Origin of the sequence: Mesorhizobium sp. M0227 (genome assembly GCF_040321855.1) — a bacterium.
Taxonomy (GTDB): Bacteria; Pseudomonadota; Alphaproteobacteria; order Rhizobiales; family Rhizobiaceae; genus Mesorhizobium.
Genome location: NZ_JAMYSJ010000007.1, coordinates 33,444 through 48,871 on the forward strand (window position 1 = coordinate 33,444; position 15,428 = coordinate 48,871).

At 63.0% G+C, this 15,428-nt stretch carries 14 protein-coding genes; 8 read left to right on the forward strand and 6 right to left on the reverse strand.

Annotation, left to right across the window (positions count from 1 at the left end):
- The first annotated feature begins 17 nt into the window (after positions 1–17).
- From NKJ00_RS11840 to NKJ00_RS11860, 5 genes are all read left to right on the forward strand, one after another.
- Positions 18–320 carry an HPr family phosphocarrier protein gene (locus tag NKJ00_RS11840; protein WP_023811613.1) on the forward strand — a complete coding sequence of 101 codons (303 nt, stop codon included), beginning with the start codon at positions 18–20 and terminating at the stop codon, positions 318–320.
- Positions 304–1,890 (forward strand): phosphoenolpyruvate--protein phosphotransferase, encoded by a 1,587-nt coding sequence (gene ptsP / locus NKJ00_RS11845; RefSeq protein WP_352612507.1) that lies wholly within the window; start codon positions 304–306, stop codon positions 1,888–1,890. The genes NKJ00_RS11840 and ptsP overlap by 17 nt, the downstream gene beginning before the upstream one ends.
- An 11-nt stretch (positions 1,891–1,901) precedes the next feature.
- Positions 1,902–2,324 (forward strand): hypothetical protein, encoded by a 423-nt coding sequence (locus NKJ00_RS11850; RefSeq protein WP_352612506.1) that lies wholly within the window; start codon positions 1,902–1,904, stop codon positions 2,322–2,324.
- Positions 2,325–2,470: 146 nt separating this feature from the next.
- Positions 2,471–3,457: a dihydroxyacetone kinase subunit DhaK gene (gene dhaK / locus NKJ00_RS11855; protein WP_352612504.1), complete on the forward strand. Its 987-nt coding sequence runs from the start codon at positions 2,471–2,473 to the stop codon at positions 3,455–3,457.
- Positions 3,458–3,520: 63 nt separating this feature from the next.
- On the forward strand, positions 3,521–4,540 hold the full coding sequence (locus tag NKJ00_RS11860) for a nucleotidyltransferase family protein (RefSeq protein WP_352612502.1): 1,020 nt from the start codon (positions 3,521–3,523) through the stop codon (positions 4,538–4,540).
- Positions 4,541–4,548: 8 nt separating this feature from the next.
- Here NKJ00_RS11860 and NKJ00_RS11865 read toward each other — a convergent pair whose 3' ends face one another.
- The 4 genes from NKJ00_RS11865 to NKJ00_RS11880 all read right to left on the reverse strand — a co-directional run bounded on the left by NKJ00_RS11865 (position 4,549) and on the right by NKJ00_RS11880 (position 7,478).
- A complete protein-coding gene (locus NKJ00_RS11865) occupies positions 4,549–5,535 on the reverse strand; it encodes a phosphoenolpyruvate carboxykinase (ATP) (protein ID WP_352612500.1) in 987 nt (328 codons plus the stop codon).
- Positions 5,532–5,966: a lasso peptide biosynthesis B2 protein gene (locus NKJ00_RS11870; RefSeq protein WP_023811607.1), complete on the reverse strand. Its 435-nt coding sequence runs from the start codon at positions 5,964–5,966 to the stop codon at positions 5,532–5,534. Before NKJ00_RS11870 ends, NKJ00_RS11865 begins: the two co-directional genes overlap by 4 nt.
- Complete coding sequence (locus NKJ00_RS11875; protein WP_352612498.1) at positions 5,966–6,451, reverse strand: PqqD family protein; 486 nt, start codon at positions 6,449–6,451, stop codon at positions 5,966–5,968. The genes NKJ00_RS11870 and NKJ00_RS11875 overlap by 1 nt, the downstream gene beginning before the upstream one ends.
- Positions 6,452–6,695: 244 nt before the next feature.
- Positions 6,696–7,478: a DUF2259 domain-containing protein gene (locus NKJ00_RS11880; RefSeq protein WP_352612497.1), complete on the reverse strand. Its 783-nt coding sequence runs from the start codon at positions 7,476–7,478 to the stop codon at positions 6,696–6,698.
- Between the two features lie 209 nt (positions 7,479–7,687).
- Between NKJ00_RS11880 and NKJ00_RS11885 the strand changes: the two genes are divergently transcribed.
- The 3 genes from NKJ00_RS11885 to NKJ00_RS11895 all read left to right on the forward strand — a co-directional run bounded on the left by NKJ00_RS11885 (position 7,688) and on the right by NKJ00_RS11895 (position 11,788).
- Complete coding sequence (locus tag NKJ00_RS11885) at positions 7,688–9,595, forward strand: propionyl-CoA synthetase (RefSeq protein WP_023811605.1); 1,908 nt, start codon at positions 7,688–7,690, stop codon at positions 9,593–9,595.
- A 115-nt stretch (positions 9,596–9,710) separates the two neighbouring features.
- Entirely contained in the window at positions 9,711–10,793 is a 1,083-nt protein-coding gene (locus tag NKJ00_RS11890) for an acyltransferase family protein (RefSeq protein ID WP_023811604.1), read from the forward strand.
- 236 nt (positions 10,794–11,029) lie between these two features.
- On the forward strand, positions 11,030–11,788 hold the full coding sequence (locus NKJ00_RS11895) for a metallophosphoesterase family protein (RefSeq protein ID WP_023811603.1): 759 nt from the start codon (positions 11,030–11,032) through the stop codon (positions 11,786–11,788).
- A gap of 74 nt (positions 11,789–11,862) precedes the next feature.
- Here NKJ00_RS11895 and NKJ00_RS11900 read toward each other — a convergent pair whose 3' ends face one another.
- Together NKJ00_RS11900 and NKJ00_RS11905 are read right to left on the reverse strand one after the other, a co-directional pair.
- Entirely contained in the window at positions 11,863–14,250 is a 2,388-nt protein-coding gene (locus NKJ00_RS11900) for a polysaccharide biosynthesis tyrosine autokinase (protein WP_023811602.1), read from the reverse strand.
- Positions 14,251–14,475: 225 nt separating this feature from the next.
- Positions 14,476–15,372, reverse strand: a complete 897-nt coding sequence (locus NKJ00_RS11905; protein WP_013528099.1) for a UTP--glucose-1-phosphate uridylyltransferase — start codon at positions 15,370–15,372, stop codon at positions 14,476–14,478.
- Between the last annotated feature and the right edge of the window lie 56 nt (positions 15,373–15,428).

Here is a 15,428-nt window from a genome sequence, read left to right on the forward strand (position 1 = left end):
ACGGGAAGCTTGAAGACATGTCCGCATCCGCCGAAGCGACCGTTGTCGTCACCCACGAGGTGGGCCTGCACGCGCGTCCTTCGGTGAAGTTCACCAAGCTGGCCAAGACTTTCGCCGCCGAGGTGGAAATAGCGCTGGCCGCCAACGGGCCATGGTTCGACGCCAAGAGCATCGTCAAGGTGATGGCGGCCAAGGCGCCGAAAGGCACGCTGCTGCATATCAGGGCCAGCGGCGACGGCGCCGATGATGCCGTCGATGCGCTGGTCGAGCTGGTGCGCCGCGATTTCGACGAAGGCACGGACCATGTCCGAACCGCTTAGGCTGCAAGGCATTTCGGCCTCGGCCGGCTATGCCGAAGGGCCGCTGTTCGATCTCGACCAGACTGTCGGCTCCTATGTCGGCAAAGAAACGGCCGACGACGAGAAGGCGGCGCTCGAAACCGCAATCGCCATCGCGGCGGGCCGCCTCACCGCATTGATAGACGCGGCTGAAGGCGACGCCGCCGACATCCTCGAGTTCCAGATCGCCATGCTGGAAGATGATGCGCTGAGCAGCCCGGCCTTTGCCGCTATCCACGCCGGCCAGCCGGCCGATCAGGCATGGCGGCAGGCGCTCGACGCCGAAATCGCCGGCTACGATGCTTCCGACCAGGATTACTTTCGCGCACGTGCCGCCGACATACGCGACATCAGGGATCAGGTGCTGCGGGCACTGACCGAGGCTGGTGACGTCCAGGTTCCAGCCGGCGCCATTCTCTACGGCGAGGACATCGCGCCGACGCGCTTTCTCGAATCCGACTGGAGCAGCGGCGGCGGCATCGCGCTGAAGGCGGGCAGCACAGCCAGCCACGTCGCCATGCTGGCGCGCTCGCGCGGCGTGCCCATGATAGTCGGGCTTGGTGCTTTGCCGGCTCACTTTGCCGGCATTGCACTGCTCGATGCCGAACATGGCGGCATCGTGCTGTTGCCGTCCAAGGCTGAAATCGACGCCTTCCGCCAATTGTCTTCGTCGTTCACGGTGCGCCGCGACCAAGCCGGGACTTTCCTGGCGCGGCCGGCGGCGACCAGGACCGGCACGCCGGTACGCGTGCAGGTCAACATCGCCGACCCGTCCGAAGTCGACGGCATCGACATCGCCACCTGCGACGGTGTCGGCCTGATGCGCACCGAATTCCTGTTCGGCAAGTCGCTGCCGGATGAGGAGACGCAGTATCGCGCCTATCGCAAGGTGCTGGAATGGGCCTGTGAAAAACCGGTGACGATCCGCACCGTCGATGCCGGCGGCGACAAGCCGGTGCCCGGCTTCACCGTCGAGGAGAGCAATCCGTTCCTCGGCCTGCGCGGAATCAGGCTGTCGCTGGCAAGGCCGGAGGTATTTCGTGTACAGATCCGGGCACTGCTGCGCGCCGCGGTGCACGGCAATCTGAAAGTGATGTTTCCGATGGTCGCCATTTTGGAGGAATACCGACAGGCAGCGGCGATGTTCGCCGAGGAGCAGGCCGCACTTGCCGCGCGCGGCATCGCGCACAAGATGCCGCCGCTTGGCATCATGGTCGAGGTGCCTTCGGTGGCGATCGTGCCGGAAGCCTTTACTGATGCCGCCTTCTTCTCGATCGGCTCCAATGACCTCACCCAGTATGTCATGGCGGCCGCCCGCGACAACGCTGCCGTGGCGCATCTCAATTCGGTCCGTCATCCAGCCGTGCTGCGGCTGATCGCTGCCGTGACCGCGTTTGGCGAACGAGAAAAAATACCGGTCAGCCTGTGCGGCGATGCCGGCGGCGATCCCGCCTCGATACCGTCACTGCTCGAGGCCGGCCTGCGCGATCTTTCCGTCGCTCCGGCGCAACTCGCCATGGCCAAGGCAGCCATCGCGGACGTTTCTGTCTAGGCGCGGCTGGCATGGTCGACATCAAACCCGAACCTGGCTCCGAGGAGGCGATCCGCGCCTACAAGACGATCCTGTCGCACGTCATCGACCAGCGCCCATCCGGCATGCGCCAGCGCCTGGCCGATGCGCTTGGCAAGCACCGCAGCTTCGTCACGCAGATCTCCAGTCCAGCCTATTCGATCCCGATTCCGTCAAAACATTTGCCAGCTATCTTTTCCGTCTGCCATTTCAGCCCGGCCGAGCGCGACCAGTTTCTCGCCGCCTATCACCAGGCGCATCCAGGCAAGATGTCGATCGCATCAGGCATGCGCAAGACCCGGCATGTTTCGCTGATCGTGCCGGATTTCGGAGACGACAAGCAGAATGCCGCGCTCGACAGGGCGGTGAACGATTTTATCCAGAAGATCACCAGCATCACCGGCAAAGGTAGCTGATCGAACTCTTTGTTTACGCAATTCCGGACAGAAAACCGCGACGCACTTTTCCTGGAATTGCTTTGTTTTACGCAATTCCGAACGGAAAACCGCGACACACTTTTCCTGGAATTGCTTTGGAAGGCCTATTTCGGGAGGAGACGATCGTGAAGAAGTTCATGAACTCGGTGGACACGGTGCTGACCGAGAGCCTCGACGGATTCGTGGCCGCCCATGCCGACATCCTGGTGCTTGGCGACGCGCACAGATTCATCCGGCGCAAGACCTTGCGGCCGGGCAAGGTGGCGCTGATCTCGGGCGGCGGCTCCGGCCACGAGCCGCTGCATGGCGGCTTTGTCGGTCACGGCATGCTGGACGCCGCCTGCCCCGGCCAGGTGTTCACCTCGCCGACACCGGACCAGATGCTGGCGGCGGCGCAAGCCGTCGACACCGGCGCCGGCTGCCTGTTCATCGTCAAGAACTATGAGGGCGACGTGATGAACTTCGACATGGCGGCCGAGATGTCGGAAGGCGTCCAGCAGATCGTGACCAATGACGATGTCGCTGTCGAGAATTCTTCTTATACGACCGGCCGGCGTGGCGTCGCCGGCACGCTGGTGGTGGAAAAGATCGTCGGCGCGGCGGCCGAACATGGCTTGGCGCTGGCGCCGTTGAAGGCGCTGGGCGACCGCGTCAACACGGCCACCCGCTCGATGGGCGTGGCGCTGACAAGTTGCACCGTGCCGGCGGCGGGCAAGCCGACTTTCGATATCGGCGATGGCGAGATGGAGTTCGGCGTCGGCATCCATGGCGAGCCCGGCCGCCGGCGCGACACGTTGAAAAGCGCCGATGCGATCGCGCAGGAGATCTGTGCCGCGATCCTGGGCGATCTCGGGGACAGGGCGAAGGGTCCGGCGCTGCTGTTCGTCAACGGCTTCGGCGGCACGCCGCTGATGGAACTCTATCTGATGTACAACAGCGCACGGCTGATCTTCGAGACGCATGGCGTGACGGTGGCCCGTTCGCTGGTCGGCTCCTACGTCACTTCGCTCGACATGGCCGGCTGCTCGATCACGCTGACCATGCTCGACGACGAAACGACCGGATTTTGGGATGCGCCGGTACACACGGCAGCGCTGCGCTGGGGTATGTAAAGCTGGCTTCCACCCTGCTTTTCTGCAACATCTTTCCCTTCAATCGCAACATTGTCCGGGTTGATGCTGCCACCGCTTACCCCTGCCGAAGAAAAGCTGCTGCTGCGCTACGCAGATCCGGAAGCGCCGACTGTCGACGTCGATAATTTGTCGGCAACGACGCTGATGTCGCTGCTCGACAACGCCGAATTCCATGGCGTCCTGCCGATCATGCTGCGCAAGCTCAGCGGCGACGCGCAACTGCCATCGGATCAGGAGCTGGGAGACAAACTGGAGGACCTGCGCCAGAAAGCGACGATCGCCACCGGCCAGTCGATGCTGTTGAAGTATCATGGCGACCGCATCATGAAGGGACTGGCGGCGGACAATGTTCCGGCGCGGATCGTCAAGGGGCCGGTCTTCGCGCGAAAGCTCTACCGCAACGTCGCCGACAGGCCGTTCACCGATATCGACATCCTCGTCGAACCCGCCAATCTGGCCAGGGCAAACCGGGTGATCGCGGCATGCGGCTTCGAGCTTGGCAGCAACGAGGCCGAATCCTACGAATTGCAGGAATTCAAATGGCTCGAAAAGGAGAATTCCAGCCTGCTGGTCGAACTGCATGGCGACCTCGTGCATGACACCGGCATGCGGCGGCGCCTGTCGCTGGGTTTGCCTGAATTGCGCGCCATCGACGGCGAGGCGACCGACACGCCGGCGGCTCTTCTGACGATCGCCATCGTTCACGCCGCCGGCGGCCACAAATTCCACCGGCTGCAGCTTTGCGTCGACGTGCTGCAAGGCGTGCGGGCGCTGCAATCACCCGAAGCGGAAGCACGCCTCTTCGACGCTGCCCGTATCACCGGCATCGAGCTCGAGTTGGCAATCGTGCTCGATGTGACCGGCCAGTTGTTCGACGAGAGCCGCGCGCTCGAACTCGCCGGCCGCATCAAACCCGATCTCTCCATACGGCTGGCCAGGCGGTTGATCACCACGAATACGCTGCTCGGCGTCAATTCCAGGGACAAGCTTGGTTCGCGCCTACGCCGCGACGCCTTCCGCTGGATCCAACGGCTGGCCAGGGCCAGACCGCACGCTGCTTGATCGGCTGTTCAGTCCCGCGTCGTCAGAGCAGCGCTGATCAGCGCCGCAGCGTCAGCCGGGCGCGCGCCCACCTCCAGCCGGAAGGTCGGCACCGCATTGACCAGCCCGCCGATGGTTGCCAGCCGGCGCTTCTGCATGGGCAGCAGCCCGGTCATGCCCGTGCGGACATTGTCCACTGCCAGCGCCACCATTGCGTCGGTCCCGGCCATAGCGACGAGCCGGGTCTGGCTGTCGGCGGAACGCGCCAGGTGCAGGAGGGCCGCCACCGGCCGGGCGGTCGCGTTTTCGACCCGAACGATCCCACTCAGCCTTTCAAGCGGGACGGGCTGTTCGCTGTTGCGATCCCACGTCTGGCCAAGGCATCGCGCCACCTGCGGGATCATTTCGGCAGTCTTCTGGTGGATTTTTACGGCGCGCGGCAAGCCCCAGGCGACGACCTTGCCAGAAGCGACATTCAGGATCATGGCGTCGTCGGAGCAGAGGCCAAAGCCCTGTGTTGCCAGCGCGAGCGACGTCGTGGTCTTGCCGGTGCCGCTCGGAGCATGGATCAGCACCACCGCATCGCTGTCCGGCAACGTCAAGCCGGCAGTGTGCAGCATATGCTGGCCGCCGGCGTCGAGCGCGGCGTCGAGCACCAGCATTGCCGGTGTCCACGCGGCTTTCGCGCCAGGGCGGATCCGGAGTTCGGCCCAGCCCGCCACGCCATTGATGGCAACGGTCTGACGCTCGGGAAAGACCAGATGGATGATACCACCATCCTCGATCATCCGGCAGTGACCATCCTCCGGCACCTCGCCATCGAAGACGAGGGATCCGTTGGGTGCCTCGTCCAAGGTGACTGTCTCGGCGATCTCGAGACGAAAGTCCGGCTCGACGGGTTCCGCGATACGCAGGCTGCCCAGCATCCGGTCGAAATCCTGCCACAGCTCGGGGCGCTCGGCCGATATGCCAAGGATCAGGCCGTTGAGGCCATAGCAGGCTGAAGGTCTGGTCAAGCGGGGCGCGCCTTTACGGCATCGGCATGATGACGATAGATTTCGACCATGCCGGGAAGCTTGTCGCTGACCACCGGCCTGCCATCGAGGCAGACCCAGCAATGCGCTGCCAGGCGCTGCGCTTGCATCGACTGCGGATCGACGCCGAAGCGCAGGTCCGGATCGAAACCGGCTAGGCGCAGGAAACGATGACCTAGCAGACCCTCCCTCAGGCACCTGCGGTCACGCATCAGCCAGGGATGGCGGACGGCGCGGTTGACACTCGCGACGATGTAGGCGGACGGCAGACCGCGATAGGGCGTCGACGAGGCGAGCGGCGCCCATTTGAGCACCTCCTCGAAGCTCCGGTTGGTGACAAGGACCGGCATCAGCCGCGCGCTTGCCCAGAGATGGCAGCGAAACAGAGCGCGCAGGAGCGGGCCGTCAGCCATCAAGCACCTGGCGCGGCGAGGATACCTTCAGAGATCAGATCCGTGGCAAGTGCCGCCATGTCCTGATCGAGCGTCCCCTTGTCAACCTCGAACTCCTCGCAAAGCAGGTCGACGATCTGGTCGAGGTTGCGCGCGCCGTCCACCTTGTCGAGAAAGGCTTCGGTCGTGCCGTTGCATGTATAAAGCTGGCCGCTGCGCGCCAAAAGCACGACTGCGCCATCGCCCACATGCTGCACGGAGGCATCCTCGGCTAGCCGCAGAACGGTTCCAGAGACTATTTCCACCACGCCCCTCCAAGCCATGTTCATCCCGGAAATCAGATAGCGCGGAGGTGGAGCGCTGTCTATCAGCCGATCATGGGAGCCCAGTGGACGGGACCAACGGCTTTGCTGACAGATTCTCCGCCCCAGTCGCGTTAGAACCTGCTCGGTTGCGCCTTCCCGGCCGCATTCGTCCCAGAAATAGTCATCGATGAAACGTGACAAGCAGCGGGCCTGCCGGCAGCGGACGTTGCATTTCTTCCCCTAAGTAAGGTAAAACCTGTCCGGGTATTGGGGAGATAGCGTATGCGTTACAATTGGGAGCGAGCTCCGACGAGCTTCGAACGTCACAGAAAAGCGCTGGCTACAGCCATTTTGATCGCTGGCGGCATTGGCTTCATGCTTGTGGCCCTGCCGATCTAGAAACAACCTTCAGACACAGCGGCTGCCGGCGCCTGGGCGCAACCTCTCAGCGTGGCTGCCCGGTCACCGCGAGGAAGCGACGATCGCGCCCCTCGAAACCCTGGCTGAAACGCTGGACCAGCACGACGATCACCGCCGGCTTGCCGGCCGGGGTGAATTGGTAGGATTCCGACAGGCTGTAGGAGGTCGGGCAGTTTCTTGAGCCCGGCACGGTCCTGTCCTCGTGCAGGATCTTGATCGGCTTGCCATCCTGGCCTTGCAGCGTCAGCCGGAAGCCGAGCGCCTTGCCTGCCTTCTCACCTTGAAGTGGCTTTTCACCTTGAAGTGCCTGGTCGCCTTGCTGCTTCGCATCGAAACTCGCCGAACAATCGGTCGCGCTGGCCGCCAGAATTTCGTCGAGCTGGATGGTCGAAATGCCTGTTTCGCCGTGGAGCGGCGACAGCCATTTCCGCGACGCCTGTTCGAGGCGGGAGATGTCGTTGTAGGCAACCATTTCGCCCGGGAAGGTGAACTTGTCGGAAGCGGCCTGCTCGGCCACAGATGTGATCGCATATTGGGCGAGAACGGGCGCTGCCTGAGCGGCGGCCTGCGCCCTCGCCTGCTCCAGGGTCAGTGTCGCTTCCTCCGTCTCGTCGACGACGAGGATCGGCTTGCCGCCAACCACCTGATCCGTACGGGTATCGATGATATCGATCTGCGACCAGCCGGAGTCCGAGGCGCCGGGGTCGAGCGTTCCGTATTGCTCGAAGGCGAAATAAGCGCCATCCGGCGAAAAGCCGATGATGTGCCGTGCCGCGGCATCGCCGGCTTCAGCGGTTCCGGTGGACATAGCAAGTAGGGCGCCCGTGACCGATGATTGCGCAAAGCGCCCGATGAACCGCACAGCAGCAAACATCACCAACCCCAATCCTGTCTCGCAATTCATAGCTGCTTGCCCCCAAGCGCCAGGTCGATGCCGTCGCCACAATGGCGTGGATTTGCGGCCAAGGTTAGAGCGCGCTATCTGGAAGGAAGAAAACATTTCCCGGGGAGGTACGGATGGCTTCACGCTATCACGAGGTCTATGAAGGCTGGAAGCGCGACCCGGAGCGCTTCTGGGCGGACGCGGCTAGCGGCATCGACTGGTATTCGCCCTGGGACAAGGTGTTCGACGCCGCGGCCGGCGTCTATGGCCGCTGGTTCACCGGCGCCACCTGCAACACCTGCTACAACGCCATCGACCGCCATGTCGCGGGCGGGCGCGCCGATCAGATCGCGCTGATCCATGACAGCGCCATCACAGGAATGGTCAGGAAGTTCACCTATGCCGAGCTGAAGCGCGAGGTAGTTGCACTCACCTCTGTGCTGAAGAATCGCGGCATCGGCAAGGGCGACCGCGTCATCATCTACATGCCGATGGTGGCCGAGGCGGCCATCGCCATGCTCGCCTGCGCCCGCATCGGCGCGGTGCATTCGGTGGTCTTCGGCGGCTTTGCCTCGCATGAGCTTGCCACCCGCATCGACGATGCCAGGCCGAAGCTGATCATTTCGGCATCCTGCGGCCTGGAGCCGGGCCGCGTCGTTGCCTACAAGCCGTTGCTCGACAAGGCGATAGAGATCTCCCGCCATAAGCCGGACGCCTGCCTGATCCTGCAGCGCGACCAGTTGCGCTGCGAGATGAAGGAGCATTTCGACATCGACTATGCCGATGCGGTCGCCCGCGAACGGGCAGCGGGCGCCAATGTCGATTGCGTGCCGGTGCTGGCCACCGATCCGCTCTACATCATCTACACATCGGGCACGACCGGCCAGCCCAAGGGCATCGTGCGCGACAATGGCGGCCACATGGTCGCGCTGAAATGGACGATGGAAAACGAGTTCGGCGTCAAGCCGGGCGAGGTGTTCTGGGCGGCGTCCGATGTCGGCTGGGTGGTCGGCCATTCCTACATCGTCTACGGACCGCTGCTGCATGGCTGCACCAGCATCCTGTTCGAGGGCAAGCCTGTCGGCACGCCCGATGCCGGCACCTACTGGCGGGTGATAGCGGAGCATGGCGTGGTCGCGCTGTTCACCGCGCCGACCGCATTCCGCGCCATCAAGGGGCAGGACCCGAAGGGCGAGTTCATTGCCAAACACGACCTCTCGAAATTCCGCACGCTGTTTCTTGCCGGCGAGCGCGCCGACCCGGAAACCATCAAATGGGCGGAGCAGAAGCTAGGTGTGCCTGTGGTCGACCATTGGTGGCAAACCGAGACCGGCTCGCCGATGACGATCAATCCCGCCGGCCTTGGCCTGTTGCCGGTGAAATACGGCTCGCCCGGCGTGCCGATGCCCGGCTACGACATCCGCGTGCTCGACGATGCTGGCCATCAGGTGCCTCGCGGCACACTGGGCAATGTGGTGGTCAAACTGCCGCTGCCGGCCGGCTGCCTGCCGACGCTGTGGCATGCCGACGCACGGTTCCGCCAAGCCTATCTCGACGAGTTCCCCGGCTTCTACAAGACGGCGGATGCCGGTATGGTCGACGACGACGGCTATCTCTACGTCATGGCCCGCACCGACGACATCATCAATGTCGCCGGCCACCGGCTCTCCACCGGCGCCATGGAAGAGGTGCTTTCGGCCCATCCCGATGTCGCCGAATGCGCGGTCATCGGCATTGCCGACGCCATGAAGGGCCAGGTTCCGCTGGGCTTCGTGGTGTTGAACGCAGGTGTAACCCGCGATGTCGGCTCCATCGAGAACGAGGTGGTCGGCCTGGTGCGCGAACGCATCGGCCCGGTAGCCGCCTTCAAGACGGTGGTGACGATCAAGCGCCTGCCCAAGACGCGTTCGGGCAAGATCCTGCGCGGCACCATGCAGAAGATCGCCGACAAGGAAGAATGGACCATGCCGGCGACGATCGACGATCCGATCATCCTCGAGGAGATCACCAAGGCCCTGAAGGACCGTGGGATCGGCCTTTGAGCGGCTGAAGGCTTTGGCTTGTCGAGGCCGCTTTTCGGATCGACGAGCAATCTTTTATTGTGCAACGCAGCAATGCGCCCTACAGTGCTTGCGGGGGGCCATCGACACAGGTCGCATGGCTCAAAAGAAGATTACATTTGGCGGCGTCGACATCCTGCGCTTTCTCGCCGCCCTCATGGTCATGGTTTACCACTATGGCTTCTGGGTGTGGGCGTATCCGGACGGTGTTTCGGCGCGCGCGACGGGCGGCGTTCCCCCGCAGCCGGCAATAGGCGCCTGGGTCGAATCCGGCTGGGTCGGCGTCCAGATCTTCTTCGTCATCAGCGGTTTCGTCATCGCCTTCAGCGCCGAAAGGTCGACACCCCTACAGTTTTTCGAAGCAAGGGTGAAACGGCTGGCGCCGGCGGTTTGGATCTGCGCACCGGTCACGGCGGTGGTGCTGCTGCTTGTCGGCCTCAGTTGGCCGACCGATGCCGTTATCAGGCTCCTACGCACCGGCCTGTTCGTTCCGTACGCGCCTTGGGTGGACAGCGTCTACTGGACGCTGGGCATCGAGATCGCCTTCTATGCTATCGTCTGGATCTTACTCAGCCTTGGCCGCTTCCATCTGATGGAGATTGTGGCCGTCGCCATCGGCTTGGTCAGCACGCTGTTTTGGTGCCTGTATTACCCGCTCGGCTGGGCCGATCTTGCCGAAACACGCACGCTCGCCCTGCTTCTGGTGCATCACGGCGTTTTCTTCGCCACCGGCGTCATGCTGTGGCTGATGCGCTTCAAGGCGGTGACAGGCGCCCGACTTGCCTTCTGCGCCCTGTTCCTGGCCGGTGGTGTGCTGCAGATCGCCAGTTCGGTCGACGTTCATATCCTGAAGGTCGGGCGGGATATGCCGTTCGCGCCGCCGATCCTCATCTTCCTCATCGGCATCGCGCTGATGGCATGGTCGCTGCGGCTCGACCTTTCCTGGAGCGGCTGGCGCCGGATCGGCCTGATGACCTATCCGCTCTACCTGCTGCACGATGTCGTCGGCGCGGCCCTGCTCGGCATCCTGGTCCGCGCCGGTCTGCCACATCTGTTCTCGATGGCGGTCGTCGGCGCGACGATGATCGCGGCAAGCTGGCTGGTGGCGATCGAGGCCGAACCACGCATCCGGCTGCTGCTCGACCACACCGTTTTCCGTTATCGGCTCAAGGCAGCCTGACGACGATCCGGCATTACCGGCCCAACGGCCGACGTAAAGCATGTCGCGCCTGAGCGGATTCAGGCTTTGTTTCCACACAGGCCGTTCTTCCAAAACCGAGCTCATTTTTGGGCGACATGCATTGGCGGTCCCAACCCGGCGTGGTTGCATTTTCCACGATTGCGGAATTCTCCGTTTCGGGCAAGATATCAGGCGCTTATGCCTTCCGCATGAGAGTTCGCCTCGAGACGCCGCACGTGACCCTGTTCCAGCGAAAACCCCGCATCGCGGCGCGTCCGCGCCTGGATATCGACATGCAGGATGCCGTTGTCTACGCGATCGGCGACGTGCATGGCTGCTACAAGGAACTCCGCGCCCTGGAGCAGAACATCCTGCTCGATTCGCTGCGCTTCCAGAGCCGCAAGATCATCGTCATGCTTGGCGACTACATCGACCGGGGGCTCCAGTCGGCGCGGGTGCTCGATCACCTTCTGGCGCCGGCGCCGAAAGGGTTTCAGCGCATTTGTCTTGCGGGCAACCACGAAGTGGCCATGCTGAACTATCTCGACGGACATTTGTCGCGCGAGCCCTGGCTGGCGACGGGCGGCCTGCAAACCCTGTTTTCCTACGGCATCGATCCGGCGCGCCTCACCAGCCTCTACGGGAGCAGCGCGCAGATCGACAGGCGCATAAGGGAGATCATTCCAGAGGATCACGTCAGCTTCCTACGCGGGCTGCCGATCATGGTCCGTTCGCGGAAGTTCGTGTTTGTCCACGCCGGCATCAGGCCCGGCGTCGACCTTGCGGCGCAAACCGACCACGACCTAATTACCATCCGTTCGGACTTCTTCGAGGCAACACACCTGCTCGACCGCTGGGTGGTGCACGGGCATACGCCGGTGGATGTCCCGAAGCTCGAAGGGCGCCGGCTCGGCATCGACACAGCCGCCTTCCAGAGCGGACGCCTGACCGCCGTCAGGATCGCCGACAAGCAAGGCAGGCTGATCTTCTCCTGACGCATCGATGTTCAGGTGTGCTGACCTGAAGATCGATACACCTCAAAGTGGCCCCACGCGCGCAATGACCGATGTCAGACCGGCGCCTTGCCGCGCACTTCCGACTTTTCCAGATAGTAGCTCGAATATTTATCGAAGAACTTTTCCGAGCCACCGAACGATCCGTATTTGGCCAGTTTCTTCAAATCGACCTTGTTCAGCACCGCGCCGACGATCTTGTTGGCGACATAGGGTTCGGATTCCAGCATCGACCTGACCATCGCGCGAGGCGTGCGCCCCCACTCGGTGACCAGGACAAACCCGTCGACCAAGGGGGCGAAGGCCTTGGCGTCGACCACCGGTCCGAGCGGCGGCAGATCGACGACGATGTATTCGAACGTCTCCTTGGCGTTCTCGATGAAGCGCCGCATGCCGGCCGAGGAGAGAAGTTCGCTGGTATGCGAGAAGTGACCGCGCAGCACCGCCGGGATGATCGCCAGCTTCGTCTGCCTGTCGATCTTGCCGACAGACTGCCAAGTCTGGCCGCTGACAACCGCTTCCATCAAACCCTGCTCGGCTTCCATGCCAAGGCCCCGGCTGAGGCCGGGATTGCGCAAGTCGCCGTCGATCAGCAGCGTCTTGGCGCCATTGGCGGCAAGCAAGCCCGCGAGATTTGCCGCGACCGTCGACTTGCCCTCGCCGGGAAGCACCGAGATAATGCCGATGACGCGGCTGCCTTGCCCTTCCATCACGACGTCGAAGGCGATCTTGGCGCTGCGCAGCGTTTCGGAGAACATCGAGGCTGGAGAATCGATGCTGACCCGCATGCGCGCCCGCCTTTCGGCCGCCGACAGCGATTGAGTGGTCTTAGCGTCCACCTGGGTATCGCCCGGCTTTTCTTCCTTGCCGAGCTTGCCGCCGATCGTCGGCAGATAGCCGAGGAATTTCAGGTTGACGCGGTCGCGCACGTCCTCGCCGGTCCTGAAGAAGCGTTCATTGAACTCGTTCAGCCCACCAAAGCCGGCGCCCATCAGCAGGCCAAGCACCAGCGAAAGTCCGAGCACGACGATGGTGCGCGGGCTTGACGCGGCAAACGGCATCGAGGCGTCCGAGATGATGCGGATTTTGCCGACCGGGAAGGATTGCTGCTGCGCGGCTTCCTCGTAACGACCCAGGAATGTTTGATAGAGCGTGGTGAGCGCCGTCGCCTGCTGATCGAGTTCACGCAGCTTGACTTGCGTCTGGTTGTCGACGGAACTCTTGCCTTGCGCGGCCGCGACGTTGGCCCTGAGCGCGGTCTCGCGTGCCTGCGCCACCTCATATTCGTTGCGATAGCTTTCGGTCAGCTGCTTCAGCTCGCCGAAAATCTGCGTCGATATGTCGGCCTTCTCCTTGGAGAGAGCCACCGCCTGCGGGTGCTCGGGGCCGAAATTCGCCTCGACGTCCTGCAGCCGCTTGGCCACTGTGAGGTAGCGGGTCTTGAGCGCCGATATGACCGAACTGCTTGGCTGGTCGCTCGATATGGCGGCATCTTTGAAGGCGTTTTCGGAGCCGCTGTCGACAATGGCCTTGTACTGCTGGTAGCGGGCGCTGGCGCGTGCGGTGTCGGCCTGCGCCACGATAAGCTGGGCGTTGAGGTCGGAAAGCTGCTTGTCGCTCATCAGCTGGCCATCGCTGTTGGCGGCCAGCCCATGTTCGGCCCTGAATTTCTCAACCGCGAGCGAAGCTGCCTGCGAACTCTGGCGCAGCTCCGTCAACCGGCCCTGCAGCCACACCGCAGCCCGCTCGGTGGCATCGAAGCTCGCATCGAGCTGATCGGCGAGATAGGCATCGGCATAGGCCTTGGTGATGGCGTTTGCCAAGGCCGGATCCGTCGCCTGATAGCCGAGCGCGATGACGTAGCTTCGGCCGACGCGTTCCGCCCGGATCTCGTTCTGCAGCTTGAGGATAGCGTAGTCGCGGCGCGACGTGGCGATCAGCGCATCGCGGGCGGCGGGGTCGAGCTTGCTGAAGTCGGCGCCACCCGGAAGGGAAGGGCTGGGGCGGACATACTGGATCACGCTGCGGATGAGGCCTATGCCTTGGGCAAGCGCCGACTGGGGCGGATTCATGAACGTGTCGTTCTGGTCGAGCTTCAGCTTGTCGACGACCACGGCGGCAAGCCGCGTCGAGGTCAGGATCTCGATCTGGCTCAGGATGGCGGAATCGGTCTGCATGGTTGTCGACGCCGCCGAGATATCGTCGACAATCTTGTTCAAGCCTTCGTCGATCAGCACGCTCGCGACCGACTGATATTTGGGCGGCGTTGTCTGCAAATAGAACAGGCCCAGGAAGAGACCGATGACGGCACACACGGCAACCACCTTGGCCTGCCGTGCGGCCATGCCAAGCAGCCGCTCGATATCGATGAAGTCTTCGCCGTCTCCTGCGTCCGAATTCGGCAATGGCATCCTCTTGTCGAGAGGAAAATTGGCATAATTCATCTTCGGTCCAATTCTAGAGCCGGTCCGTCGCAATGGGCTCTATCTCACTGTTTCAACATGATCTTTTCCGGAAACCGGGACCCACTTTCCGGGATCATGCCTTGGCTTGCAGGCGCCTCGAAGATCGGGAGCATCGCCAGAAGCGAAGCAAGCGTCGTGCCAGACGGCGAGAACCTGCCGGCCCCTCTTCGCCAGCCATCGGACCATGCTCCCGAAAGATGGGCATTATGCGGCTTCTTCCTGGCGTTCATGCGACCGGACGAACTCCTGAAGCATCTCGAAAACCGGACCCTTCATGTCATCGCGCGCCAGCGCGAAGGCGATGTTGGCCTGGATGAACCCTTCCTTGGAACCACAGTCGAACATGCGGCCGAGGAAAGGCTGGGCGAAGAACGGCTGATCCTTCGACAGACGAACCATGGCATCCGTCAACTGGATCTCGTTGCCGGCGCCGCGCTGCTGATTGCCCAGAAGAGCGAAAATCTCGGGCTGCAGGATGTAGCGGCCGTTGATGTAGAAGTTCGACGGCGCATTGGCCGGCGCCGGCTTCTCGACCATGGCCGTCACCTCGAAACCGCCACCGATCTCGGCGCCACGGCCAACGATGCCGTATTTGTTGGTCTCGCTCGGTTCGCAACGCTCGACGGCGATCACGTTGCCGCCCGTGCGCTCATAAAGCTCGACGGTTTCGGCTAGGCATCCGCGCCCGCCGAAGGACACCATGTCCGGCAGCAGCAAGGCAAAGGGCTCGTTGCCGATAACCTCGCGCGCGCACCAGACGGCATGGCCGAGGCCTTGCGGCGATTGCTGGCGGATGAAGCTGGTGGCACCGGCCACAGGCAGCATGCTTTCGAGCGCCTCCAGCTGGGTCTTCTTGCCGGTCTGCTCCAGGGTGCCGATCAATTCCGGATGCAGGTCGAAATAGTCCTCGATCACCGCCTTGTTGCGACCGGTCACGAAGACGATGTGCTCGATGCCCGCTTCGAAGGCCTCGTCCACCGCATATTGCACGACAGGCCTGTCGACCACGGGAAGCATTTCCTTCGGCATCGACTTGGTCGCCGGCAGGAACCGTGTTCCAAGCCCCGCCACCGGTATCACGGCCTTCCTGATTTTCTTCATCGCAAATTCCTTCTGAGGAGATCGACTTCAGTCCATTCACAGGCCACGAAAAATCC

Excerpts from the sequence above, each read along its gene's own strand:
- NKJ00_RS11905 (WP_013528099.1), bottom strand. The coding sequence starts at position 15,372 with ATGAAGAAAATCAGGAAGGCCGTGATACCGGTGGCGGGGCTTGGAACA.
- NKJ00_RS11885 (WP_023811605.1), top strand. The coding sequence starts at position 7,688 with ATGGCTTCACGCTATCACGAGGTCTATGAAGGCTGGAAGCGCGACCCG.
- NKJ00_RS11880 (WP_352612497.1), bottom strand. The coding sequence starts at position 7,478 with ATGTCCACCGGAACCGCTGAAGCCGGCGATGCCGCGGCACGGCACATC.
- ptsP (WP_352612507.1), top strand. The coding sequence starts at position 304 with ATGTCCGAACCGCTTAGGCTGCAAGGCATTTCGGCCTCGGCCGGCTAT.
- NKJ00_RS11850 (WP_352612506.1), top strand. The coding sequence starts at position 1,902 with ATGGTCGACATCAAACCCGAACCTGGCTCCGAGGAGGCGATCCGCGCC.
- NKJ00_RS11840 (WP_023811613.1), top strand. The coding sequence starts at position 18 with ATGTCCGCATCCGCCGAAGCGACCGTTGTCGTCACCCACGAGGTGGGC.
- NKJ00_RS11900 (WP_023811602.1), bottom strand. The coding sequence starts at position 14,250 with ATGAATTATGCCAATTTTCCTCTCGACAAGAGGATGCCATTGCCGAAT.
- NKJ00_RS11870 (WP_023811607.1), bottom strand. The coding sequence starts at position 5,966 with ATGGCTGACGGCCCGCTCCTGCGCGCTCTGTTTCGCTGCCATCTCTGG.
- NKJ00_RS11890 (WP_023811604.1), top strand. The coding sequence starts at position 9,711 with ATGGCTCAAAAGAAGATTACATTTGGCGGCGTCGACATCCTGCGCTTT.
- NKJ00_RS11860 (WP_352612502.1), top strand. The coding sequence starts at position 3,521 with ATGCTGCCACCGCTTACCCCTGCCGAAGAAAAGCTGCTGCTGCGCTAC.